Here is a 24559-nt window from a genome sequence, read left to right as displayed (position 1 = left end):
GGGTCGGCGCCATGACCAGCGCCCCCCGCATCGAGGCCACCGCCGACGTCGATCCGCGGGCCGTGATCGGCCCCGGCAGCACCGTCTGGCACCTCGCCCAGGTCCGGGAGGACGCCGAGATCGGCGCCGACTGCATCGTCGGCCGCGGCGCGTACGTCGGCCCGGGCGTGAAGCTCGGCGACCGGGTCAAGCTGCAGAACCACGCCCTGGTGTACGAGCCCGCGGTGCTGGAGGACGGCGTGTTCGTCGGCCCGGCGGCGGTGCTCACCAACGACCTGTACCCGCGCTCGGTCGACCCGGACGGCAAGCTCAAGCGCGGCGACGACTGGCACGCCCGCGGGGTGACGCTCCGTCAGGGCTGCTCGGTCGGCGGCCGGGCGGTGCTGGTCGCCGGGGTGACGGTCGGCCGCTGGGCGCTGGTCGCGGCCGGCGCCGTGGTGCACCGGGACGTCCCCGACTTCGCCCTGGTGGTCGGCGTCCCGGCCCGCCGGATCAAGTGGGTCGGCCGGGCCGGCGAGCCGCTGGAGCCGACCGGCGAAGGCCGCTGGCGCTGCCCGCGCACCGGCGAGACCTACACCGAGACCGGTCCGGACACCCTGCTCCCCGACACCGAACTGCCGCCCGCCTAGGGCCCGTCGCCGGATTCCTGCCTGCCACGCGACGACCGGCCCCGGCCCTCACTTCGCCTTGGCGGCGCAGACGTTGGTGTCGTCGGCCTGGACCCGCTGGAGGTCCTTCGGGACCTCGGTCGGCGCGGCCGAGGGGGCGGCGGGCGGGGCGGTGAAGTCCTTGCCGAGTATCACCACCACGCCGTCCCGGGAGCCCAGCTTCGCGTTCTCCTGGACGGCCGAGGCCGGCAGCCCGAGCGCCGCCGCCACCGCCTGCGCCTTCTCCTGCTGGCCCGCCGGGTAGCCGACGGAGGTGGCGGCGGCCGGGTCGGCGTTGCTGCCCGCGACGGCCAGTGCGAAGCCCCTGCCCTGGAGCGCGGTGGCGGCCTTGGTGGCCTGCCCGGAGGCCCCGCTGCCGTTGCGGACTGTCACCTTGACCGCCTTCGCGTCGACCTGCGGCGCGGCGGGAGTGCTCGGGGCCGCCTCGGGGGCGGCGTCGGCAGGAGCGGCGACCTGGGTCAGCGAGCGATCCGCGGCGATCATGGCGAACACCTGCTGGGCGTCGTTCGGCTTGAGCGCCAGCCGGTTCTTGTCGGCCGGGTCGTCGATCACCGGCACCGTGGTGAAGGTGATGTTCTTGGTGTCGACCCGGGAGACGTCGAGCGCCAGGTCCTTCAGCCGGTTGACGTCGTCGATGCCGTCGTCCACCGTCAGCGCCTTGGTCGCGGCGTCCGCCAGGTTCCACAGCTTGGTCGGGCTGGTCAGGGTGTCGCTGCTCTTCATCTTGCGGATCATCGAGCTGATGAACTGCTGCTGCAGTGGAATCCGGGTCAGGTCGCCGCCCAGGCCGACCGCGTGCCTGGTCCGGACGAAGGCCAGCGCCTCCTCGCCCTGCACCACGTGCCGGCCCGCCGCCATCTTCAGGTGCGAGTACGGGTCGTCGATGTTCGTCGACGCGCACACTTCGACCCCGCCGACGGCCGTCGACAGCGTCTTCACCGCCTCGAAGTTCACCATCATGAAGTGGTTGATCCGGACGCCGGTCAGTTTCTCCACGGTCTTCCAGGTGCAGCCCGGGTCCCGGCCGTCCTGCCCCAGGCTGGTGTTGAACATCGCCCGGGCCTCGCCGGGGATCTTCTTGCTGCCGCTCTGGCAGTCCGGGATCGGCACCATCAGGTCGCGCGGGATCGACAGCACCGTCGCGTTGCTGCGGTCCTTGGAGACGTGGAACAGCAGCGTGGTGTCCGCGTGCCCGGTCGAGCCCTCGTCGCCGTACTCGCGGCCCAGGCCGACCCGGCTGTCGGTGCCGATCACCAGGATGTTCAGCGCGTCGGTCGCCTGCGGGCGCTCCGACTCGTCGCCGACCTGGACCTTCACCGAGGAGATGTTCTTGTTGAAGTGCTGGTACGCGTAGAACGCGCCGCCGCAGCCCGCCACCAGCACCAGGCCCAGCGAACCCGCCGTCCACTTCAGCGTCCGCCGCCCGCGGCTCGACCGGCCCCGCCGCCGCGCCGCCCGGCCGCCCGGCAGTGCGTTCGAACCCGCCGCACCGGCGCCCCGGTTCCGGGCACGCCCGGCACCGCGGGACGGCTCGGGGGAGTGCCAGGTGCCCGCGTCCAGATCGAGTCGGAACTCCCCGGTCGCCGGGTCGAGCACCCACTGGTCCGCGGGGTCGACGTCCGGCCGGATCGAGTTCCCCGAGTCGCCCCGGTTCCGCTGTCCGCTGTTCATCCCGGCCACCCTAGACGAGCCCCGCGGCCGATCCCGCCGCCCTGTGACACCTGTCACCCCGGCGGAAGATGAGAAAACGGCGGTGGCGGACGCCCTCCGGCCGGTCGGGCCGGACGGCGCCCACTACCGCCGCACTCCACTGCCATCACCCCCAGGACTACCCGCCGCGGGGGTGCGGACGCGTCACCCCAGGCGCAGAGTCACCCGTTCGGAGTCGATCCGCTTCTGCCACTGATCCTCCGTCAACTGCCCGGAGTTGCGGCACAGCACCACCGAAGCGCCGACCGCCAGCGGCGCCAGCAGACCCGCCTCCAGACCCGCCCAGTCGTCGTACGACAGCGTGGACAGCACCCGGCTCCCGCTGTCCAGGCCCAGCCGGGCCGCGCCCTCCCGGGCCAGCGCCACCGTCTGCTCGCCCGTCAGCTTCAGCGCCAGGCCGTCCACCGAGGTCTCCAGCGCCACCGCCTGCGGGTCCACCGGCGAGTACGGGGCGAACCGGTCGCCCTGCCCCGGCACCTCCGCCGCGTAGTCCAGGAACCCGTCCGGCCGCTGCGGGAACCGGCCGCCCAGCGGGCGCAGCGCCAGCGCCACCCGCTCGCCCGGGCACTCCTGCGCCGCCGCCAGCCCGTCCGGACCTGACACCACCAGTTCGGCGTCCTTCGGCTCGCCGCCCGGCACCGCGACCACGCCCACCGACCAGCAGGCCAGCAGCCACACCGCGCTCTGCCAGTGGGCCGGCAGCAGCAGCGCCGCCCGGTCGTCCGGGGACGCGTTCAACTCGTCCTGCAGCAGGTTGGCCGTCTTCGCCACCCAGTTGTCGAAGGTCTTCGCCGACAACTCCACCCGTTCCCCGGTGGAATCGTCGTAGAAGGTCACCAGAGGGCGGGACGGGTCGGCATCGGCCCCGGCGCGCAGGTAGGCCTGCAGCAGCTCGGCGGGGGTGCGGGCGTCGGCAGCGAAAGGCGCAGTCATGGTGCACCCCAGCCTACGGCCTGCCCCCGCCCGGACGGGAGGGTGCCCGGCCCGTCGGAACGCCGCGTCGCGCTACCCTCGCAGACGCCCTTGCCGCCCGCCCCGCCACCGAGGACCGACGATGCCAGAACGGACCCGACACTGGCGGCCCGGCTACCCCCTGGACCTCGCCCGCACCCTCTTCCCGCTCCAGCACGGGGCCGGCGACCCCACCTTCCGGCGCACCCCCGACGGCACCGTCTGGCGCTCCTCCCGCACCCCCGGCGGGCCCGGCACCCTGCGGATCACCGCCCGCCCCGGCGAGATCGAGGCCACCGCCTGGGGCCCGGGCGGGAGTTGGCTGCTCGACCAGCTCCCCGCGCTGCTCGGCGCGCACGACGACCCCGACGGCCTGGTCCTCCCACCCGGCCCGCTGCGCGAGGCCCAACGCGCCTGCGCCGGACTGCGGTTGACCCGCAGCGGCCTGGTGCTGGACTCCCTCCTCCCGGCGATCCTGGAACAGAAGGTCACCACCGGCGAGGCCCGCAGCGCCTGGCGCACCCTGCTGCACGCCTACGGCACCCCCGCGCCCGGCCCCGGCGCCGAACTCGGCCTGCGGGTCGTCCCCACCGCCCGCGACTGGTCCCTCGTCCCCAGCTGGGCCTGGCACCGCGCGGGCGTCGACCCCAAGCGCTCCGCCACCGTCGCCCGCGCGGTCCGCCTCGCCGCCCGCCTGGAAGAAGCAGCCACGATGTCCCCCGCGGACGCCTTCGCCCGCCTCACCACCGTCCCCGGCATCGGCATCTGGACCGCCGCCGAAACCCTCCAGCGCAGCAACGGCGACGCGGACGCGGTCTCGGTCGGCGACTACCACCTCCCCCACACCGTCGGCTGGGCCCTGGCCGGCCGGCCCCGCAGCGACGACGCCCAGATGCTCGCCCTCCTGGAGCCCTACCGCCCCCACCGCCACCGCCTCTGCCGCCTCCTCCCCCTCACCGGCGCCCGCCCCCCGAAGTACGGGCCCCGCCTCGCCCCGAACGACCACCGCCGAAGATGAGAGGGCTCCGCTTTTCCGGCCCGGAGGTCTTTGGCCGACGCCCCGTGGCGCCCCACTGTGTTCCGGCGATCAGCCTCTCGGCCCCGCCGTTCCCCGGGCCCCTGAAAAACGTCCCTAGAGCACCCTCAAGAAGGCGTCCGCAGGTCGGGGTTGACGCTCCCTCGGCTCCTCCGCCGGTCGGCCGACGGCGATCGCGCCCATCGGGTCCCAGTCCGCGGGGAGGTCGAGGACGTCGCGGACGGTGTCGCGGCAGAACATCGTGGAGGACACCCACGCGGAGCCGTAGCCCTCACCGGTGAGGGTCACCAGCAGGTTCTGCACGGCGGCGCCGACCGCGACGGTGAACATCTCCCGTTCGGCCCCGGCCCGCCGGCCGTCGGGGTAGTCGTGGGACCCGTCCATGACCAGGCAGGGGACGATCAAGTACGGCGCACCGCGCAGCACCTCGCCGCGGGCGGTGCGCCGGGCGATCCGCTCCTCGGTCCAGCCGTCGAGGTCGCGGAGGTCGCGGCGCCAGGCGTCGAGCATGGCGTCCAGCAGCCGGGTGCGGACCTCGGGGGATTCGAGCAGGACGAACCGCCAGGGGGTGGTGCGGTGGGGGGCGGGCGCGGTGGCGGCGGCGGCGACCGCGCGGCGGACGGCGCCGCCGTCGACGGGCTCGTCGGTGAAGGCGCGGACGGTGCGCCGGAGGGTGACGGCCTCGCGGACGGCCTCGGAGGTGCCGAGCCGGAACATGTCGTTCGCGGCGGAGCGGATCAACGGCCGGACGCCCTCCCCGTCCTCGGCGGTGACCAGGTGCGGCAGGCCGCGGACCACCGCGACGGGGGTGCCGGTGGCCTTGCCCTTCACCAGGTCGGCGGCGGCGGCGAGTTCGTCGGCGGTCGCGGTGATGGTGAGCCGCAGCTCGTTGCCGTAGCTGTCGACCCGCCCGCGGTGGTCCTCCAGGACGGGGAGGCCGGCGGCGCCGATCGCCACGTCGGTCAGGCCGCTGCGCCAGGGGCGGCCGAAGGTGTCGGTGATCAGCACGGCCAGCCGGCGGCCCGTCAACTCCTGGATCCGGGCGCGCAGTCGGCGGGCCGAGGCGTCGGGGTCGACCGGCAGCAGCAGGATCGTGCCGGGGGCGGTGTTGGAGGCGTCGACGCCGGCGGCGGCCATCACCAGGCCGTTGCGGTTCTCGACGATCCGGGACCGGCCGCGGCGGGCCACCACCCGGACGGTCTCGGCGTCGATCGCGGCCTCCCGGTCGTCCGCGTGCACCAGTCGGCCCTCGGCCTTGGAGACCACCTTGGAGGTGACCACCAGGACGTCGCCGTCCTCGAACTCCCCGGCCTTGGCGATGAGTTGGGCGAGGTCGTCGCCCGCCCCGACCTCCGGCAGGCCGCGGACGGGCAGCACCTGGAGCCCGGCGGCGGTCATCCGGACACCTCGGCCGCCAGCGCCAGCGCGGCGCGCGCCATCTCGGCGGTGGCGTCGACGGAGGTCATCAGCAGCGGGACGGCCCGGCAGGCGATCCCGGCCGCTTCGACCTCGGCCACCGCGGCGGCGTCGGCGGAGTCGACCAGCCAGCCGTCCAGCAGCCCGCCGGTGCGGCGGGAGCCGTAGTGCCGGGCCACCGCGGCGGCGGAGGTCTCGACGCCGACGGCGGCCAGCACCTTGTCGGCCATGCCGCGCACCGGGGCGCCGCCGACGATGGGGGAGAGGCCGACCACGGGGGCGGGCGCGGCGGCGACCGCCTCCCGGACACCGGGGACGGCGAGGATCGTGCCGATCGAGACCACCGGGTTCGACGGCGGCAGCAGGACCAGGTCGGCGTCGGCGATGGCCTCCAGCACGCCGGGCGCGGGCTTCGCGGTGTCGGCGCCGACCGGGATGATCGCCTCGGCGTCGACGGCGGCGTGCAGCCGCACCCAGTACTCCTGGAAGTGCACCACCCGGGGCCCGTCGGCGTCGGTGATCCGGACGTGCGTCTCGACCCGGTCGTCGGTCATCGGCAGCAGCCGGACGCCGGGCCGCCAGCGGTCGCAGAGCGCCTCGGTCACGGCGGACAGCGGGTACCCGGCGGCCAGCATCTGGGTGCGGACGATGTGGGTGGCGAAGTCGCGGTCGCCGAGCCCGAACCACTCGGGCCCGACCCCGTACGCCTTCATCTCCTCCTTGATCGACCAGGTCTCGTCGGTCCGGCCCCAGCCCTGCTCCTCGTGGATGCCCCCGCCCAGGGTGTACATCACGGTGTCCAGGTCGGGGCAGACCTTCAGCCCGTACAGGTGGATGTCGTCGCCGGTGTTCCCGATCACGGTGATCTCGTCCCCGGGGGAGACCGCCGCCCGCAGCCCGCGCAGGAACCTGGCCCCGCCGATGCCGCCTGCCAACGCAGTGATTCGCATGACCTCATCCTGCCAGCGCGTCAGTGCACCTGGTGACGGGCGGTGTCCGGGACGGCCGGGTACTGGTTCATCTCGACCAGGCCCGGGGTGTAGAGGTGGATCGAGACGGCGGGCTCCAGCGCGGCGTTGACCATCTCGTGCAGGTAGCCGGGGGAGAACACCCGCAGACCGCCCGGCGCCAGGGCGCGCGAGCCCTCGCCGCCGGCCGTCAACGAGCGCTCGGTGAGTTCGCCCTGAAGGACCGTCATCACACCGGAGGCCCGGCCGTGGTCGTGGAAGCCGCTGGACTGGCCGGGCAGCCAGCTGAGCAGCCAGACCTCGTAGCCGGGGCCGGTCTCCAGCCGGGCGTACCAGCGGGTCAGCGCGTCGTAGCGGACCAGCGGCTCCCAGCGGGCCCGGTCGGCGGCGATCTCCCGGACCAGCCGGGCGTAGCCGGCCACCGTGGTCGGGTGCGCGGGCAGGTCGGTGCGGGCCAGGTGCGGGAAGGCCGTCGGGTCGCCGGCGATGGAGACGTCGCTCAGGCCGTCCGTCCAGCGCGGGCCGGCGGCGGGGAGGGGAGCGGGGGAGAGGGGAGCGGAGGGAAAGCGCTTGCGATCGCGGTTGCGCTTGCGGAAGCGGGGCATTCGCACGGTCGTGACGTCCTCGGGTTCGGCTGCGAGTGGGGATCAGCCGGAACCGCGGAGCGTTCAGGGGGGACTGTCGCGCGGCTCGGCCTCTGTTCCGGGGCGGCGCGCGGTGGGACGCGGGCGCCTAGATACAGCGGAGACAGCGGCGACAACACGACGAGGAGTTCACGGCAGCACCGAGGAGCGCCTGGCGGCGCCGGTCGGTGGCGAGGGCCGAGAACTCTGACATGGGGGCTAGCAGACCGCAACCGACCCTCCAGTGTCAAGGCGCACGGACGGACATTCGGGTCACATCACCCGGGAACCACCGGATGGGGTGATAAGCGCCCATTAAGGTTTCGACCCCAAGATCGCCGGGAAGGGACGCCGTGAGATCGCCCCGGACCGGTCCGGTCGGGAGCGCTCGGACGGCCTGACGGCAGGTCAGGGACTGGGCGGAGTGTCCTGGTTGTCCGAATATGTACACTATTCGTAGTGGCTTGGTTCCGGGGAGTGAATCCTTGGCCCAATACCAGAGCTCGGCTTGACTGGGCCAGAGTGACGCAACTGTAATTTCCCTCGTGTCGTTCCGCCGCACCGGCAACGGCAACACCACGGGGACGCCAAGAGGGGCAGAGGAGGCGCGCCAGCATGAGCGAGCTCTTTGAGCTGTTGATCGGTGAGGGCATCGAGGAAGAAGAAGAGGAACTCGGCTGGCAGGAACGCGCCCTGTGCGCCCAGACCGACCCCGAGTCCTTCTTCCCCGAGAAGGGCGGCTCCACCCGGGAGGCCAAGAAGGTCTGCCTGGCGTGCGAGGTCCGCGCGGAGTGCCTGGAGTACGCCCTCGCCAACGACGAGCGGTTCGGCATCTGGGGCGGCCTCTCCGAGCGCGAACGCCGCCGCCTGAAGAAGAGCGCGGTCTGACCCCGCACCACCCCGAGCTGTGCCGGCGCCTCACCGAACAGGTGGGGCGCTTTCGCGTGCCCGGCCGCCCCGGAGCGCGGGCGTGATACCCACTGCACCGTCTCTTCACGCACACCCGGGACGACCGCGCCACCCGGAGCCGTTAGTGTGGTGCGTCATCTGCCGTCAAACCCGAACCGGTGGTCCGCGCACCCGATGACTGTCTACAGCCACCAGAGCGGCTTCTCCGCTGCCAGGCCGCCCGCCTACCCGCGCCACTTGGTCACCGCGGTGATCGTCTCGCACGACGGCGCCCGCTGGCTGCCGCAGGCGCTCGCCGGACTGCTCGGCCAGGACCGGCAGGTCCAGCGGATCCTCGCGGTCGACACCGGTTCCACCGACAACTCCCCGCAACTGCTCGCCGACACCCTCGGCGACTGGCTCCCCGACAGCGGGCCGCAGATCCTCGGCCGCCGGGTCGGCTTCGGCCGCGCCGTCGGCGAAGCCGTCTTCAACAGCCCCCCGCTGCGCCCCGAGGACCTCTCCTACAGCCTCGACCCGTCCGGCTACGACCCGGTCACCGGCGGCTGGGACGACTTCGGCGACCCGCTCGGCACCGAGGACGAACTCGGCCGCGGCGGACCGCGCGAGACCCAGCCGGTCGAATGGCTCTGGCTGCTGCACGACGACTGCGAACCGCAGACCGACGCCCTGCGCCGACTGCTCCAGGTCGCCGACTCCACCCCCACCGCCGCCGTCGTCGGCCCCAAGCTCCGCTCCTGGTACGACCGCCGCCAGCTGCTGGAGGTCGGCGTCACCATCGCCCGCTCCGGCCGCCGCTGGACCGGACTCGACCGCCGCGAGCAGGACCAGGGCCAGCACGACCAGGTCCGCCCCGTCCTCGCCGTCTCCACCGCCGGCATGCTGGTCCGCCGCGACGTCTTCGAGGAACTCGGCGGATTCGACAAGGCGTTGCCGCTGATGCGGGACGACACCGACTTCTGCTGGCGGGTCAACGCGGCCGGCCACCGCGTCGTGGTCGCCCCCGACGCCGTGCTCCGGCACGCCGAGGCCGCCAGCCGCGAACGCCGCCCCATCGACTGCGCCTCCGCCCACCCGCACCGGGTCGACAAGGCCGGCGCCGTCTACACCCTGCTCGCCAACTCCAAGGGCGCGCTGTTCCCCTACACCCTGCTCCGGCTGATCGTCGGCACCCTGCTCCGGGTGATCGTCAACCTGGTCGGCAAGGACCCCCGCCAGGCCTACGACGAGATCGCCGGCCTCGGCCACGAACTGCTGCGCCTGCCACGGCTGATGGCAGCCCGCGCGCGCCGCCGCCGGACCCGCTCGGTCGACTCGCTGGACGACCGCACCCTGTTCCCGGTCCCCGGCGCCACCGCCCGCCTCGCCGTCGAGAACGTGGTCACCTCGCTCGGCATCGGCGGCACCGACGACACCGGCGGCCGGCACGGCTCGGTCGAGTCCGGGCCCGGCGACGAGGACGCCGACGACCTGGTGGTCGAGCAGTTCGCGCTGCTCAAGAAACTGGTCCGGCGCCCCGCCCCCGTACTGTTCGCCGCCCTGCTGCTGTTCGCGCTGATCGCCTGCCGCGACCTGATCGGCGCCGGCTACCTCCAGGGCGGCGCCCTGCTGCCCGCCGCCGACGGCGCCGCCGGCCTGTGGAACATGTACGCCGCGCCCTGGCACCCCGTCGGCACCGGCTCCACCGCCACCGCCCCGCCCTACCTGGCGGTCCTGTCGATCCTGTCCTGGGCCCTGTTCGACCACGCCGACCTGGCGCTCACCCTGCTGGTGGTGCTCTCCGTCCCGCTCGCCGCGGTCGGCGCCTACCTGGTCTCCCGGCCGCTGATCGCCTCCAAGCTGGTCCGCGCCTGGGCCAGCGCCACCTACGCGCTGCTGCCCGCCGCCACCGGCGCGCTCGCCCAGGGCCGGATCGGCACCGCCGTGCTCGCCGTCCTGCTGCCCCCGCTGGCCCGCGCCGCCGCGATCACCGCCGGCCTCGGCATCCGCACCGAGACCGCCGCCAAGGGCGCCCGCCCCGGCTGGCGCTCCGCCTGGATGACCGTGCTGCTGCTCACCCTCGGCACCGCCTTCGTCCCGCTCACCTGGGCCATCGCCGTCCCGCTCAGCCTCGCCGCGCTCGGCCACGCCGTGCTCCGCGGCGGCGCCTTCGGCCGCGGCGCCCAGGCGCTGCGGCTGCTCGGCCTACGCGTCGCCGTCATCCTCGGCGTCCCCGTCCTGGTGCTCGCCCCCTGGTCGCTGCACGTCCTCGCCGACCCGTCCCGGCTGCTGCTGGAGGCCGGCGTGGCCGGCTTCAACGGCCCCGCCGCCGACCCGCTCGGCCTGATCCTGGTCAACCCCGGCGGCGCCGGCGTGCCCCCGGTCTGGCTCTCCGCCGGCGTGGTGCTCGCCGCCCTCGCCGCCCTGCTGCGCGCCGACCGCCGCCGCGCCGTGCTCGCCGCCTGGGGCGCCGCCCTCGCCGGCCTGGTCTTCTCGGTGATCGTCGCCGGCACCGCCGTCACCCCCGCCTCCGGCGGCCCCGCCACCCCGGCCTGGGCCGGCCCGGCCGCCCTGCTGGCCGGCGTCGCCCTGCTCGCCGCCGCCGCGATCGGCGCCGACGGCGCCAACGCCCGGGTCTCCGGCATCGCCTTCGGCTGGCGCCAGCCGGTCGCCGCGCTGCTGGTCGCCTCCGCCGTGCTCGCCCCGCTCGGCACTGCCGCCTGGTGGGCGGTCACCGGCGCCGACGGCCCGCTGCACCGCGGCCCCGCCGCGCAGGTCCCCGCGTTCATCGCCGAGGCCGCCAACACCACCGACCGCTCCCGCACCCTGATGGTCACCGGCGACGCCTCGGGCGACGCCGTCCGCTACACCCTGGTCCGCGGCCCCGGCCTGACGACCGGGCAGGCCGAGAGCACCGTGGACGCCGCCGCCGACGGCAAGCTCGACCAGCTCACCGCGAAGCTGCTGGCCGGCTCCGGCGGCGACCTGGCGCGCACCCTGGCCGGCTACGGCGTCAGCTACGTCCAGGTCAAGGACCCGGTGATCGCCAAGGTCCGGGACGTCCTCGACACCACCCCCGGCGTCACCCGGCTCAGCCTCGACCACGGCGTCGGCCTCTGGCAGATCAGCAGCGTCCCCGGCACCCGGGCCGCCATCGTCAGCCCCGGCGCCGTCCCGATCACCGTGCCGTCCGGCGCCCGCGACGTCCGGGGCAGCATCCCGGCCGGCCCGGCCGGCCGCCAGCTGCGGCTCGCCGAACAGGCCGACCCCGCCTGGCAGGCCACCCTGGACGGCAAGCCGCTCACCCCCGTCACCCTCGACGGCTGGGCGCAGGGCTTCACCCTCCCCGCCGAGGGCGGCAGCCTCGACGTCACCCGCACCGGCAGCACCCTGCACACCGGCTGGGTCTGGGGCCAGCTGCTGCTCGGCGTGGTCGTCCTGGTCCTCGCCCTGCCCGGCCGCCGCAACACCAACGACGACGACCTGCCCGAGGACGTGGTCGCCGCCCAGGCGCTGGCCGCCGCCGCCCAGGCCCAGGCCCCCGCCCCCGGCAGCCGCCGGGCCCGCCGCCTCGCCGAACGCGGCGAGGGCGACGGCGAGGACGCCGACCCCGGTGTCTACGCCGGCGGCGCCCCCGACCGGCCCGCCGGCGAACCCGAGCCGGCGGCCGACCACCTGCCCGAGCCCGAGCCCTTCGCCGACCCGTACCAGGCCGATCCCTACCAGGCCGACCCGTACCGGACGGACCCCTACCAGGCCGACCACCAGGCCGACCCGTACCAGCAGCAGGGCTACCCGGCCGACGCCTACGGCTACGACCCGGCCCACCAGCAGCCCGTCGGCGTGCCGCACCAGCAGCAGTCCGAGGGCTACGACCCGTACGGGCAGCAGCCCTACGGCTACGACGCCCCGGCCGCCCAGGGCTGGACCGACCCGTACGCCGACCAGCAGCACGACGCCGGACAGCCCTGGCTGCCCGAGCAGCAGCAGCCCACCACCTACTACGACCCCAACGACCCCTACGGCAGCCAGCACCCGCAGCGGCCCGGGACGGGGAGCTGACCCGCGATGAAGAAGCCCACCCTGAAGGCACCCAAGCTCAAGGCCCCCGACCTGAGCGCCGTGGCCGGCGGCAGCCGCACCGGCCAGTCGCTGCTGGCCGGCGTCGCCGTCCTCGGCCTGGTGTTCGGCATCGCCGAGCTCCGCCCGCCGGTCGCCCCCGCCGCGGGCGCCACCGGCAAGCGCACCACCGCCCAGGTCGAACGCACCGCCCTGGTCTGCCCGCCGCCCATGCAGGGCGCCGTCGGCTCCACCACCCTCACCCTGTTCAGCCCCGAGGGCGGCTCCGGCAGCACCGGCACCGGCCTGCTCGCCGACGCCACCCGCGACAACGTGATCGCTGCCCAGACCCCGGTCCAGCCCGCCGCGAGCGGCGCCCCGGCCCCGTCCGGCAGCCCCGCCGCGCAGCCCGCCCCCCAGCCTTCCGGGCAGCCCTCCGGCGCCCCCGTCGCGCCCGTGCTCGACGCCCGCCTCACCCTGGCCAAGCCCGGCGTCCCCGCGGCCGGCCCGGCCGCCAACAACGACACCGCCCCCGGCAGCTTCGCGCTCGCCACCGGCAACCTCGCCCCCGGCTTCACCGTCAGCCAGACCACCAGCTCCGAACAGGGCGGCTCCGCCCTCTCCGGCACCCGCTGCGCCCCCTCCGGCACCAGCTTCTGGTTCTCCGGCGCCAGCACCGGCCCCAACCGGGTCGACTACGTCACCCTGGTCAACGCCGACACCGTGCCCGCCGTCGTCGACCTGCGGATGTACGGCGACAAGGGCCTGGTCGAGAACGAGCTCGCCGCCGGCATCGCGGTCGCCCCCGGCACCTTCAAGACCCTGCTGCTCAGCGGCCTCAGCAAGGGCCCGGTCAACGACCTCGCCGTGCACGTGGTCGCCCGCAGCGGCCGGGTCGGCGCCGGGCTGCACGCCCTGGAGACCGGCAAGGGCGCCGACTGGCTCGAACCCTCCGCCGACCCCGCCCCCTCGGTGACCGTCCCCGGCATCCCCGCCGACGTCACCACCGCCCACCTGGTGGTCGCCACCGACTCCTCGGACGACGCCGACCTGAAGGTCCAACTCTCCGGCAAGAACGGCTGGTTCACCCCCGCCGGCAAGGAGAGCATCCACGTCAAGGCCGGCATGACCGCCGCCCTCGACTTCCAGTTCGCCGCCGAGACCCGCGAGGGCGCCAGCGCGATCCGGCTCACCCCCACCGACCCCAAGCACGCCACCCCCGTCGTGGCCGGCCTCCGGGTCGACCGCGAGAACAAGGGCAAGACCGAAGCCGCGTGGCTCGCCGCCGGCACCCCCGTCGGCGCCCGCGCCTCCCTCGCCGACAACCGGGGCGGCCAGACCGCGCTGATCCTCACCGCCGTCGACACCGACGCCAAGGTCAAGGTCACCTCCTCGGCCGGCACCAACGGCGGCACCCCCGCCACCAAGGACGTCGCGGTCCCCGCCGGCACCACCGTCACCGTCGACGGCATCGACCCCGCCGGCCTCAACGGCCCCTACGCCCTCACCGTCCAGACCGTCTCCGGCGGCCCCGTCCTCGCCACCCGCCAACTCACCGTCCCGGCCAAGGACGTCCCCGCCTTCACCACCCAACAACTCCGCGACGACCACGCCACCGTCGAAGTCCCCCAGGTCGCCGCCGACCCCGGCGTGGTCCTCAAGTAGGAAGCGAAGCTCCCGGGAGCCCCGTCAGGGGCCCGCTGGGAGCGGAGCTCCGTCCTGGGCCCGCCGGTAACGAAACTCCGTCCTGGGCCCGCTGGGAGCGAAGCTCCAGGGGCCCGGGGAACGGCGGGGCCGAGTGGCGGGTGTCCGACGGGCTGCGAGGCGCCACCCCGTTTCGGGCCGAAGGTCTTTTGGCCGACGCCCCGTGGCGCCCCACTGTGTCCCGGCCCATCGCCTCTCGGCCCCGCCGTTCCCCGGGCCCCTGATTTCGCACCCTCGTCTGCCCAAGAGTTCCCCGGGCCCCTGGGTGCTTCGTCTGCCCGAGAGCTCCCGGCCCCGGGCTACTCCTCGCCGTAGCGCGGATCGATCGCGTCCGGCGACAGCCCCAGCAGCTCCGCGACCTGCTCGATCAGGATCTCGTGGACGAGCGCGGCCCGGTCCTCCTTGGCCTTGGCGCGGATCTCCACCGGCCGCCGGTAGACCAGGATGCGGCTGCGCCGCCCCGCCGCGCCCGGAATCACCCGGCCGAGCGGGACGGCCTCGGGCTCGGGTTCACCCTTGACGGGCAGCGGGACCTCCAGGACGGCGAACTCCACGTCCTCCAGCTGCGGCCAGCGCCGGACCAGTCGCTCCATGGACTCCCGGACGTAGTCGTCGAAGAGCTCGGACCGGGTCAGCGAGATGGGCACCTGCGGCGGCGCCAGCGGTCCGCGCAGGCCGCGGCCGTGCCGGTCGCGGTGCCTGCGGCGGCCGGGACCGGACGGGGACGAGGGAGTCGGGCTGTCCATAGCAGTGTCGAGCGTAGTCCCTGGATGCCCGGAAGTGGACCACTCGAGCACGGCGCGTGACGGCAGCGGGCCCGCCGGGGACACGCGAGCCGGGGGCGGGTCTTCGCGGCCCGGTGCCCAGTACGGTACCGTCCACCCTCGTGAGCTCTGTACGTCGTTGTTCGCGGACCGCGTGCGGCCGACCGGCCGTGGCGACGCTGACGTACGTCTACGCGGACTCCACGGCCGTCCTCGGCCCGCTGGCGACGTACGCGGAGCCGCACTGCTACGACCTGTGTGCCGAGCACGCCGAGCGCCTGACGGCGCCGCGCGGCTGGGAGGTGGTCCGGCTGGCCGCCGACACCGCGGTGCGCCGCAGCAGCGACGACCTGGAGGCGCTGGCGAACGCGGTCCGCGAGGCCGCCCGCCCGCAGGAGCGCACGCCCCGTCAGGGGCCGCCCGGCGAGGGCGAGTCGGGCCGCCGGGGGCACCTGCGGGTGCTCCGCTCGCCGGAGAGCTGACCGCCCCGCGCCGGACGGCGGCACCGGGCATTTCCCGTGGCCGGGTACGCTGCCCCTCTGCGGGCGGCGCGGACACCAGGTCCGCCCGGCCCGCAGCACAGTGCGGAACAGACACGGGAGCATTCTGGTGCGGGACCTCAAGCAGCTTGTGAAGGCGTACGACGTCCGGGGCGTCGTGCCGGACCAGTGGGACGAGTCGCTGGCGTACGCCTTCGGTGCGGCGTTCGTCGAGGTGGTCGGCGGCAGTGCGGTCGTGGTCGGCCACGACATGCGGCCGTCCTCGCCCTCGCTGTCCCGCGCGTTCGCCGAGGGCGCGGCCTCGCGCGGCGCGGACGTGGTGGAGATCGGGCTGTGCTCCACCGACCAGCTGTACTACGCCAGCGGCAGCCTGGACCTGCCCGGCGCGATGTTCACCGCCTCGCACAACCCGGCCCAGTACAACGGCATCAAGCTGTGCCGCGCGGGCGCCGCCCCGGTCGGCCAGGACACCGGCCTGTCGGAGATCCGCGAGCTGGTCGAGTCCTGGCTCGACGAGGACGGCAAGGTGCACGTCCCGGCCGCCGAGGCCGCCACCGTGGGCGCGCTCAGCTCCAAGGAGACCCTGGGCGGCTACGCCGACCACCTGCGCAAGCTGGTCGACCTGACCGCGATCCGCCCGCTCAAGGTCGCGGTGGACGCGGGCAACGGCATGGGCGGCCACACCGTGCCGACCGTCTTCGACGGCCTGCCGCTGGACGTCGTCCCGATGTACTTCGAGCTGGACGGCACCTTCCCGAACCACGAGGCGAACCCGCTGGACCCGGCCAACCTGGTCGACCTGCAGGCCAAGGTCCGCGAGGTCGGCGCCGACCTCGGCCTGGCCTTCGACGGCGACGCCGACCGCTGCTTCGTGATCGACGAGAACGGCGACGCGGTCTCCCCGTCCGCGATCACCGCGCTGGTCGCCGAGCGGGAGATCGCCCGCGCCCAGGCGAACGGCGAGGCCAACCCGACGATCATCCACAACCTGATCACCTCCTGGACGGTCCCCGAGGTGGTCCGCGACCTCGGCGGCGTCCCGGTCCGCACCCGGGTCGGCCACTCCTTCATCAAGCAGGAGATGGCGAACACCGACGCGGTGTTCGGCGGCGAGCACTCCGCGCACTACTACTTCCGCGACTTCTGGCGCGCCGACACCGGCATGCTGGCCGCGCTGCACGTGCTGGCCGCGCTCGGCGGGCAGGACGGCACGCTGTCCGCGCTGACCGCCAAGTACGAGCGGTACGCCGCCTCCGGCGAGATCAACTCCACGGTCGCCGACCAGGCCGCCGCCACCGAGAAGGTGCGGGCCGCCTACGCGGGCCTGGAGGGCGTCACCACCGACGAGCTGGACGGCCTGACTGTGGCCGGCCCGGACTGGTGGTTCAACCTGCGCGCCTCCAACACCGAGCCGCTGCTGCGCCTGAACGCCGAGGCCAAGGACCCGGCGAAGATGGCCGAGCTGCGCGACGGCGTGCTGGCCATCGTGCGGGGCTGACGCACGGGTCAGCCAGCCGCTGACTTTTCGGGTGCCCCGGCCGGTAGGGTTGCCACCGGCCGGGGTACTGCTGTGTCACGGCCCTTCGCACCACGACCGCCACGAGAGTTCCCGGAGCCGAGCACCATGAGCCTGCCGTCCTTCCTGCTGGAGATCCTGGTCTGCCCGGAGTGCCGTTCGCCGCTCGACGAGGAGATCGAGGGCGAGGTGCACGAGCTGCGCTGCACCGGCGAGGGCTGCGGCCTGGTGTACCCGGTCCGTGACGGCATCCCGGTCCTGCTGGTGGACGAGGCCCGCCGCCCGTCCTGACCCCTGCCCCGCCCAGTCGCTGGAGGCCAGCCGCCATGTTCGACGACTCCCTGCTGGACGACCCGGCCGCGCTGCAGCGCGCCGACCGCCGCCGCGAGCTGCTGGCCCTGGCCGGGGCGGGCGCCCGGATCAGGATCGCGCTGCGCCGGGCCGACGCGGCCGGCGTCAACGCGCTGGACCCGGACGGCCGCCCGCGCGCGGTGCTGGTGGCCGGGCACGGCGGAGTCCTGACGGCGGCCGCCGTGCTGGCGGCGCTGGCCCTGCCCAGCACCCAGGTGTGGCCGCTGCCGCCCGCCGACGCCCGCCCCGACGGGTTCGCCTTCACCGACGGCGAGACCTGGCAACTCCCGGGCTGGGCCAACCCGCTGGACCTGGTCGTGCTGGCCAGCGCGGGCGGCCGGGAGGGCGGCCTGATCAACCTGGCCGAGCAGGCGTACGCCCGGGGCTGCGCCGTCGCGGTGATCGCCCCGGAGGGCTCGGAGCTGTTCGAGGCGGCCCTCCAGGTGCGCGGCCTGCCGCTGCCGTTCGAGCCGAGCGCGGTGGAGCCGGACGGCACCGACGCCGAACCCGACCTCCCGGCCGAGGACCCAGCCGCGCTGTGGGCCTTCCTGGCCCCGCTGCTGACCCTGGCCGACCGGGTCGGCGCGGCCCAACTCGCGCCCGGCGCCCTGGAGTCGGCCGCCGACCGGCTGGACGAGGTGGCGGTCCGCTGCCGCCCGGACGCCCAGGCGTACGACAACCCGGCGAAGACGCTGGCCGCCCGGCTCGCCGAGACGGTCCCGCTGCTGTGGGCCGAGGGCGCGCCCGCCGCCGCCGCGGGGGAGCGGTTCGCGGCCGCGCTCGCCGACCGGGCCGGCCTGCCCGCGCTGGCCGCCCGCCTCCCGCAGGCGCTGACGGCGCACCGCGGCATGTTCACCGGCCGGCTGGGCGCCGGCGCCGACCCGGACGACTTCTTCCGCGACCGGGTCGAGGAGCCGGTGCCGCTCCAGCTCCAGGTGCTGCTGCTCCGGCACACCCCCGGCGTGGCCGAACTGGAGGCCGCCGCCTGGCCGGTGGCCCGGGCCCGGCGGCTCGCCGCCGCGCACGAGGTGCGGGTCACCGAGCACGCCTCCAGCCTGGAGGACCCGCTGCAGGCGCTGGCCGAACTGATCGGTCTGACCGACTTCGCCGCGGTGTACCTCGGCCTGGCGACCAGGAGCTGACGCGGTATCGTCCCCTCGTCAACCAAGGCCCGGCAAAGCCCCGGGCCCGGCGGAGGGAAGTGCGGGGTTGAGTACCGAAGGCGGCACCAAGGCGCTGGTGGCGGCACTGTCCGCGAACCTGGGGATCGCGCTGAGCAAGTTCGTGGCGTTCGCGTTCTCCGGCTCGTCCTCGATGCTCGCCGAGGGCGTGCACTCGATCGCCGACTCCGGCAACCAGGTGCTGCTGCTGGTCGGCGGCAAGCGCGCCCAGCGGGCCGCCACCGAGGAGCACCCGTTCGGTTACGGCCGCGAGCGGTACATCTACGGGTTCCTGGTCTCCATCGTGCTGTTCAGCGTCGGCGGCATGTTCGCGGTCTACGAGGGCTACGAGAAGATCTCCCACCCGCACGAGCTGGAGAACTGGTACTGGCCGGTCGGCGTGCTGGTCTTCGCGGTCCTGCTGGAGGGCTACTCCTTCCTCACCGCCTACAAGGAGGCGTCGAAGGACAAGGGCCAGCACGGCTGGTCCGCGTACATCCGCCGGGCCAAGGCCCCCGAGCTGCCCGTGGTGCTGCTGGAGGACACCGGCGCGCTGATCGGCCTGGTGCTGGCGCTCGGCGGCGTCGGCCTGACGGTCGCCACCGGGGACGGGGTCTGGGACGGCGTCGGCACCCTGTGCATCGGCATCCTGCTGGTGGTGATCGCCCTGGTGCTGGCGCTGGAGACCAAGTCGCTGCTGATCGGCGAGTCCGCCGACGCCGAGGTGGTGGCGAAGATCCGCGAGGCGCTGGTCGACCACGACACCGTCACCTCGGTGATCCACATGCGCACCCTGCACGTCGGCCCCGAGGAACTGCTGGTCGCCGCGAAGATCGGCGTCAACGCGGAGGACAGCGCCGCGGTGGTCGCCGAGGCGATCGACCACGCCGAGACCCGGGTCCGCAAGGCCGTGCCGATCGCCCGCGCGATCTACCTGGAGCCCGACGTCTACTCCGAGGAGAAGGCGCTGGCCGGCCCCGACGCCGACGCCACTCCGGGCGGTCCGGGCCCGAACGCCCACTGAGCCGCACCCGATCGGTGTAGATTCGTCAGCAGTGCCAAACGTCGCTGCTGATGGCGGTCGATCGGAGCCGGGCTCCGGTCGAGGGAGAGAGGTCCTCCGACGGATTGTGCCGCAGCAGAGGGCCGCTCCCGCGCACCCTCTGCCGCTCAGCACACCCGTAACCAGGACCACCCCGCGAGGAGTTCGCATGTCGAACCAGCCCACCGGCGACTTCAAGGTCGCCGACCTCTCCCTGGCCCCGTTCGGCCGCAAGGAGATCCAGCTCGCCGAGCACGAGATGCCCGGCCTGATGTCGATCCGCGCCGAGTACGCCGCCGCCCAGCCGCTGGCCGGGGCCCGGATCACCGGCTCGCTGCACATGACCGTGCAGACCGCCGTCCTGATCGAGACCCTCACCGCCCTGGGCGCCGAGGTCCGCTGGTGCTCCTGCAACATCTTCTCCACCCAGGACCACGCCGCCGCCGCCATCGCGGTCGGCCCGAACGGCACCCCCGAGGACCCGCAGGGCGTCCCGGTCTTCGCCTGGAAGGGCGAGACCCTGGAGGAGTACTGGTGGTGCACCGAGCAGGCGCTCACCTGGCCCGACGGCCAGACCCCGAACATGATCCTGGACGACGGCGGTGACGCCACCCTGCTGATCCACAAGGGCGTCGAGTTCGAGAAGGCCGGCGCCGCGCCGTCCCCCGACACCGCGGACAACGACGAGTACCGGATCATCCTGGAGCTCCTCAACCGCACCCTGGTCGAGACCCCGCAGAAGTGGACCGAGGTCGCCGCCACCATCAAGGGCGTCACCGAGGAGACCACCACCGGCGTCCACCGCCTGTACGAGATGCACCGCGACGGCAAGCTGCTGTTCCCGGCCATCAACGTCAACGACTCGGTCACCAAGTCGAAGTTCGACAACAAGTACGGCTGCCGCCACTCCCTGATCGACGGCATCAACCGCGCCACCGACGTCCTGATCGGCGGCAAGGTCGCCGTCGTCTGCGGCTACGGCGACGTCGGCAAGGGCTGTGCCGAGTCGCTCCGCGGCCAGGGCGCCCGGGTCATCGTCACCGAGATCGACCCGATCTGCGCCCTCCAGGCCGCCATGGACGGCTACCAGGTCGCCACCCTGGAGGACGTCGTCGACACCGCCGACATCTTCATCACCACCACCGGCAACAAGGACATCATCCTCGCCTCGCACATGGAGCGGATGAAGCACCAGGCCATCGTCGGCAACATCGGCCACTTCGACAACGAGATCGACATGGCCGGCCTCGCCAAGCTCCCCGGCGTGGTCAAGACCGAGGTCAAGCCGCAGGTCCACGAGTGGCGCAAGGCCGACGGCAAGACCATCATCGTGCTCTCCGAGGGCCGCCTGCTCAACCTCGGCAACGCGACCGGCCACCCGTCCTTCGTGATGTCCAACTCCTTCGCGAACCAGACCATCGCGCAGATCGAGCTGTTCACCAAGACTGAGCAGTACCCGGTCGGCGTCTACGTCCTCCCGAAGCACCTGGACGAGAAGGTCGCCCGCCTCCACCTCGACGCCCTCGGCGTCAAGCTCACCACCCTCACCCAGGACCAGGCCGACTACATCGGCGTCCCGGTCGAGGGCCCGTACAAGGCCGAGCAGTACCGCTACTGACACCCCGTCACCCCGGTGCCCGGCACTCCCCGTCCGAGGGGGTGCCGGGCACCGGCGCGTTCCCGCCCCCACCGACCGCACCCCGGATTACGTAGGCTTCACCGCATGCCGAACGGCCGCTACTCCCTCCACGACCCGCACGACGGAACCCCGCTCGGCGAGGAGCGCTTCAGCTGCGCCCCCGGCCCCGCCGGCTGGCGCTACGTCGCCAAGCGCTACCGGCCCGACGGCACCGTCCAGGGCACCACCGACCTCACCCTGGACGCCCGGCACCGCCCGATCCGGCTCGAACTGCGCTCCGGCGGCTGGCAGGTGCGCGGCGGCGCGCTCGACGGCGTGCACTGGGTCCGGGCCGCCGCCACCGGCGAGGCCGCCGACGCCACCGAGGGCACCGACCGGGCGCACGCCTTCACCGGCGACTCCCCGGCCTTCCTGGTCGCCACCGCCCGCCTGCTCGACCTCGCCCCCGGCGGCAGCGCCCGCATCCGCCTGGTCTCCTTCACCGGCGACGCCCTCGCCCCCCGCACCCTCGACCAGGGCTGGCAGCTGCACGCCGTCCAGGACCACCCCACCGAGACCGGCCCGCTCCCCGTCGAGCACTACCGGGTCACCGACCTCGACACCGGCGAGGTCCGCGACCTGCACCTCAGCGGGGACGTCCTGCTCGCCGCCCCCGGCATCGACCTCGAAGAACTCGAATCCCCGCCCAACCCGCGCCGCTGAGCGCAGGTCGGACGGGGACCGTGGTGAACCGTCCGCCGTCAACCGTCAGGCGGGCGGGGCGAAACCCCCGGCCGCCGGAGCCGACTCCGTCGGACCGTCCGCGACCGGCACCGACGGCGCGACGGGCGCGGGCGGTGCGGGCTGCGCCACGGGCGCGGGCGCGGGCGCAGCCTGGGTGACCGGGGCGGGCTGGGCCGGCACCGTCGGGTACCCCAGCACCCGGGCCGGAGCCGCATCCGCAGGCGTCGGCGGGGCGAACGGCTGCGCCGCCGGAGCGGCCTGGACGGGGAGCTGACCGGTGGCCTGACCGGGCATCGGCACCGGAGCCTGCCCCGGGGCCGCGAACGGCTGCGCCGCCGGGGCCGCGCCCCAGGGCGCCGTCCCGAACGGGGCCACGCCGTACGGCGCCGCACCCCACGGCACCGGGTGCACCCCGCCGTTCGCCGCGGCCGCCCGCTCCCACGCCCGGCGCTGGCGCTCCATCAGCACCGCGCCCAGGTACACCAGCGGCGGCAGCCCCTCCGGGACCGGCCAGGCGACCCGCTGCGACAGGTCCGCCGCCAGCCGCTCCGCCAGCCCGGCCGCCACCGGGGCGTCCAACTCGCGCATCCGGCCGACCAGTTGACGCGCCGACAGCCACAGCCCGTCCGGCACCGCCGACAGGTCCAGGGCCGCCAGCTCGGCGCCCAGCGCGTGCATCACCTGCGGCTGCACCGGCGGCACCATCCCCTGGTCCCGCGCGCCCTGCGGCAGCCGCTCCCGGATCACCAGCGTCCCGCCGAACACGTCGCCCAGCCGCCGCCCGTCCGCGGAGAACAGCGAGGACAGCACCGCGGGCATCGCCGACAGCCCGAACTCGATCACCCCGATCAGCCCGCGCACCAGCGCGTGCCGGAACCGGATCGGCCCGCCGTCCGTCCGCACCACCCGCAGCCCCAGCGCGGCCTTGCCCACCGACCGCCCCTGCGACAGCGTCTCCACCAGCACCGGGAGCACCAGCAGGAAGAACGCCATCACACCGATCGAGAACGCCATCAGCGCCGCCGACTCCAGCTGGGACAGCGCGAGGGACAGGAAGATGAAGGTGAAGAAGTACCCCACCATGTAGATGACCCCGTCCAGCAGCCGGGCCAACGCCCGGGACGGCAGCCGCGCCGACCGCAGTCCCAGGACGACCGCCTCACCGGTCACCAGCTCGCTCACGCCACCCACCCGATCCGATCCGCGGCCCGCCGGACGACCCCACGCCGCACGACTCGACCCCCACCATCAACAGCGCACAACATACGGCCGCCCGCTCCGCCCCGTAACCCCGGGCCGCCGCTTCCGGAATCCCCTGCCGCGCCGGCCGCGACCTCTGGCAAGCTAAGGCCCGCACCGCCCCGGCCGCACACCAACCAGTGCTGCGTCCGCCCGCCCCGCCGCGCCCCTGGAGAGATCCGCAATGGACCTGGACGTCTTCGTCGCCGCCCACCGGGCGGAATGGCACCGTCTGGAGGCCCTGAGCGGCCGCCGCCGACTCACCGGCGAGGAGTCCGACGAGCTGATCACCCTCTACCAGCGCGCCACCAGCCACCTCGCCCAGGTCCAGGCGGCCGCCCCGCACGCCGGCATCGAGGGCCGCCTCACCACCCTGGTCGCCCGCGGCCGCCACGCCGTCACCGGCGCCCGCCGCTCCACCTGGCGCGACGCCGCCCGCTACTTCACCACCAGCTTCCCCGCGATCCTGTACCGCACCCGCCGCTGGTGGCTGACCGTCGCCCTGGTCTCCCTCGCCCTCAGCGCGATCCTCGCCTGGTGGATAGGCACCCACGCGGACGTCCGCGACACCTTGGTCCCGCCGGACGAGCTCAAGGAACTCACCAAGCCCGGCGGCGAGTACGAGGCCTACTACAGCGACCACCCCTCGGCGAACTTCGCCGCCCAGGTCTGGCTCAACAACGCCTGGATCGCCGCCCTCTGCGTCGCCTCCGCGGCCCTGCTCGGCCTCCCCGTCATCATCATGCTGTTCACCAACGTGGTGAACCTCGCCGCCGGCATCGGCCTGATGGCCTCGGCCGGCCGCTTCTGGCTCTTCCTCGGCCTGCTCGTCCCGCACGGCCTGCTCGAACTCACCGCCATCTTCGTCGCCGGCGGCCTCAGCCTCCGCCTCGGCTGGACGGTCGTCGACCCCGGCCCCCGCACCCGCGCCGTCGCCCTCGCCGAGGAGGGCCGCGCCATCGTCGGCTCCGCGGTCGGCCTCACCGTCGTCCTCCTGGTCTCCGGCATCATCGAGGGCTTCGTCAGCGGCTCCGCCCTCCCCACCTGGGCCCGGGTCGGCATCGGCGTCGTCGCCGAGGTGCTCTTCCTGGTCTACGCCCTGTTCCTCGGCAAGCGCGCCGCCGACCAGGGCGAGATCGGCGACGTCGAAGCCGCCGACCGCACCGCCCAGCAGCCGGTGGCCGCCTGACCCACCCGGCGCGGCGTGGTCACGAAGGCCCCGCCACACCTGGTAGCCTGATGATCAACCCCAAGGGACCATTGACGTGCTCCCTGTGGGTCAGTAGGTTTGAACGGTTGGGCGCGATTGGACTTACAGTCCGCCCCAGCGTAGGGTCTACGACATCGCCGAAGCGAAGCAGAGCGTCCGAGAGGATGCCGAATCCGCTTCCGGCAAAACCCCGAAGCAGAGCAGCGCAGAGCTTTTGATAAGGTCTGCAGCGAAGTCGAAGGAATTCCCACTCCAGCGGGAATGGAAATCGGAGCGAAAAACCTCTGATAAGCTGGAAACACGAAAGAACGAAGCGCCCGGAGATACGGTCGGAAGGCCGGTCGAAGGAAGCGTCCGTTCCTTGAGAACTCAACAGCGTGCCAAAAGTCAAC

At 74.1% G+C, this 24559-nt stretch carries 20 protein-coding genes; 13 read left to right on the top strand and 7 right to left on the bottom strand.

The genetic code is table 11. The features are described 5' to 3' along the window. The first annotated feature begins 11 nt into the window (after positions 1-11). Complete coding sequence (locus tag ACIOHG_RS36715; RefSeq protein WP_400957768.1) at positions 12-629, top strand: acyltransferase; 618 nt, start codon at positions 12-14, stop codon at positions 627-629. A 48-nt stretch (positions 630-677) separates the two neighbouring features. Here ACIOHG_RS36715 and ACIOHG_RS36710 read toward each other — a convergent pair whose 3' ends face one another. Together ACIOHG_RS36710 and ACIOHG_RS36705 are read right to left on the bottom strand one after the other, a co-directional pair. Beyond that, entirely contained in the window at positions 678-2339 is a 1662-nt protein-coding gene (locus tag ACIOHG_RS36710; RefSeq protein WP_400957766.1) for an LCP family protein, read from the bottom strand. 183 nt (positions 2340-2522) lie between these two features. Further along, positions 2523-3311 (bottom strand): TIGR03089 family protein, encoded by a 789-nt coding sequence (locus ACIOHG_RS36705; RefSeq protein WP_400957764.1) that lies wholly within the window; start codon positions 3309-3311, stop codon positions 2523-2525. 121 nt (positions 3312-3432) lie between these two features. Between ACIOHG_RS36705 and ACIOHG_RS36700 the strand changes: the two genes are divergently transcribed. After that, complete coding sequence (locus tag ACIOHG_RS36700) at positions 3433-4347, top strand: DNA-3-methyladenine glycosylase family protein (protein WP_400957761.1); 915 nt, start codon at positions 3433-3435, stop codon at positions 4345-4347. A 114-nt stretch (positions 4348-4461) separates the two neighbouring features. Here the strand turns inward: ACIOHG_RS36700 and ACIOHG_RS36695 are convergent, their stop codons facing one another. Genes ACIOHG_RS36695 through ACIOHG_RS36685 form a run of 3 tightly spaced genes read right to left on the bottom strand, consistent with a single transcriptional unit; the run spans position 4462 to position 7354 of the window. Further along, positions 4462-5763 carry a coenzyme F420-0:L-glutamate ligase gene (locus ACIOHG_RS36695; RefSeq protein ID WP_400957758.1) on the bottom strand — a complete coding sequence of 434 codons (1302 nt, stop codon included), beginning with the start codon at positions 5761-5763 and terminating at the stop codon, positions 4462-4464. Continuing rightward, positions 5760-6731, bottom strand: coding sequence for a 2-phospho-L-lactate transferase (gene cofD / locus ACIOHG_RS36690; RefSeq protein ID WP_400957755.1), 972 nt, complete (start codon positions 6729-6731; stop codon positions 5760-5762). Before cofD ends, ACIOHG_RS36695 begins: the two co-directional genes overlap by 4 nt. A 20-nt stretch (positions 6732-6751) precedes the next feature. Further along, a complete protein-coding gene (locus ACIOHG_RS36685; RefSeq protein ID WP_400957812.1) occupies positions 6752-7354 on the bottom strand; it encodes a cysteine dioxygenase in 603 nt (200 codons plus the stop codon). 633 nt (positions 7355-7987) lie between these two features. Here ACIOHG_RS36685 and ACIOHG_RS36680 point away from each other — a divergent pair. The 3 genes from ACIOHG_RS36680 to ACIOHG_RS36670 all read left to right on the top strand — a co-directional run bounded on the left by ACIOHG_RS36680 (position 7988) and on the right by ACIOHG_RS36670 (position 13984). Continuing rightward, positions 7988-8260 carry a WhiB family transcriptional regulator gene (locus ACIOHG_RS36680; protein WP_033255587.1) on the top strand — a complete coding sequence of 91 codons (273 nt, stop codon included), beginning with the start codon at positions 7988-7990 and terminating at the stop codon, positions 8258-8260. A gap of 195 nt (positions 8261-8455) precedes the next feature. Further along, positions 8456-12322: a glycosyltransferase gene (locus ACIOHG_RS36675; RefSeq protein ID WP_400957753.1), complete on the top strand. Its 3867-nt coding sequence runs from the start codon at positions 8456-8458 to the stop codon at positions 12320-12322. Between the two features lie 6 nt (positions 12323-12328). Beyond that, positions 12329-13984: a DUF5719 family protein gene (locus ACIOHG_RS36670; protein ID WP_400957751.1), complete on the top strand. Its 1656-nt coding sequence runs from the start codon at positions 12329-12331 to the stop codon at positions 13982-13984. A 338-nt stretch (positions 13985-14322) separates the two neighbouring features. Here the strand turns inward: ACIOHG_RS36670 and ACIOHG_RS36665 are convergent, their stop codons facing one another. Beyond that, positions 14323-14769, bottom strand: coding sequence for a metallopeptidase family protein (locus ACIOHG_RS36665; RefSeq protein WP_400957748.1), 447 nt, complete (start codon positions 14767-14769; stop codon positions 14323-14325). A 56-nt stretch (positions 14770-14825) separates the two neighbouring features. On the opposite strand from ACIOHG_RS36665, the gene ACIOHG_RS36660 reads away from it, so the two are divergent. The 7 genes from ACIOHG_RS36660 to ACIOHG_RS36630 all read left to right on the top strand — a co-directional run bounded on the left by ACIOHG_RS36660 (position 14826) and on the right by ACIOHG_RS36630 (position 21697). Next, a complete protein-coding gene (locus ACIOHG_RS36660; protein WP_400957745.1) occupies positions 14826-15269 on the top strand; it encodes a DUF3499 domain-containing protein in 444 nt (147 codons plus the stop codon). A 124-nt stretch (positions 15270-15393) separates the two neighbouring features. Further along, entirely contained in the window at positions 15394-16785 is a 1392-nt protein-coding gene (locus tag ACIOHG_RS36655; RefSeq protein WP_400957809.1) for a phosphomannomutase/phosphoglucomutase, read from the top strand. A 126-nt stretch (positions 16786-16911) separates the two neighbouring features. Further along, positions 16912-17094: a Trm112 family protein gene (locus ACIOHG_RS36650; RefSeq protein WP_400957743.1), complete on the top strand. Its 183-nt coding sequence runs from the start codon at positions 16912-16914 to the stop codon at positions 17092-17094. Between the two features lie 35 nt (positions 17095-17129). After that, positions 17130-18296: an SIS domain-containing protein gene (locus ACIOHG_RS36645; protein ID WP_400957740.1), complete on the top strand. Its 1167-nt coding sequence runs from the start codon at positions 17130-17132 to the stop codon at positions 18294-18296. A gap of 67 nt (positions 18297-18363) precedes the next feature. Then, the gene (locus ACIOHG_RS36640) at positions 18364-19338 is read left to right on the top strand and encodes a cation diffusion facilitator family transporter (RefSeq protein WP_400957737.1); all 975 of its coding nucleotides are present in this window, start codon (positions 18364-18366) and stop codon (positions 19336-19338) included. Between the two features lie 187 nt (positions 19339-19525). Beyond that, positions 19526-20974, top strand: a complete 1449-nt coding sequence (ahcY, locus tag ACIOHG_RS36635; protein ID WP_400957735.1) for an adenosylhomocysteinase — start codon at positions 19526-19528, stop codon at positions 20972-20974. A 105-nt stretch (positions 20975-21079) separates the two neighbouring features. Next, positions 21080-21697: a hypothetical protein gene (locus tag ACIOHG_RS36630; RefSeq protein WP_400957733.1), complete on the top strand. Its 618-nt coding sequence runs from the start codon at positions 21080-21082 to the stop codon at positions 21695-21697. A 45-nt stretch (positions 21698-21742) separates the two neighbouring features. Here ACIOHG_RS36630 and ACIOHG_RS36625 read toward each other — a convergent pair whose 3' ends face one another. Continuing rightward, positions 21743-22900 (bottom strand): RDD family protein, encoded by a 1158-nt coding sequence (locus ACIOHG_RS36625; RefSeq protein ID WP_400957731.1) that lies wholly within the window; start codon positions 22898-22900, stop codon positions 21743-21745. A 241-nt stretch (positions 22901-23141) separates the two neighbouring features. Here ACIOHG_RS36625 and ACIOHG_RS36620 point away from each other — a divergent pair, with 241 nt between their 5' ends. Beyond that, positions 23142-24146, top strand: a complete 1005-nt coding sequence (locus tag ACIOHG_RS36620) for a stage II sporulation protein M (RefSeq protein ID WP_400957729.1) — start codon at positions 23142-23144, stop codon at positions 24144-24146. The last annotated feature ends 413 nt before the right edge of the window (positions 24147-24559 follow it).

It is taken from the genome of Kitasatospora sp. NPDC088134 (assembly GCF_044741705.1).
GTDB lineage: Bacteria > Actinomycetota > Actinomycetes > Streptomycetales > Streptomycetaceae > Kitasatospora.
This window is presented reverse-complemented; position numbering and strand designations above follow the sequence as displayed.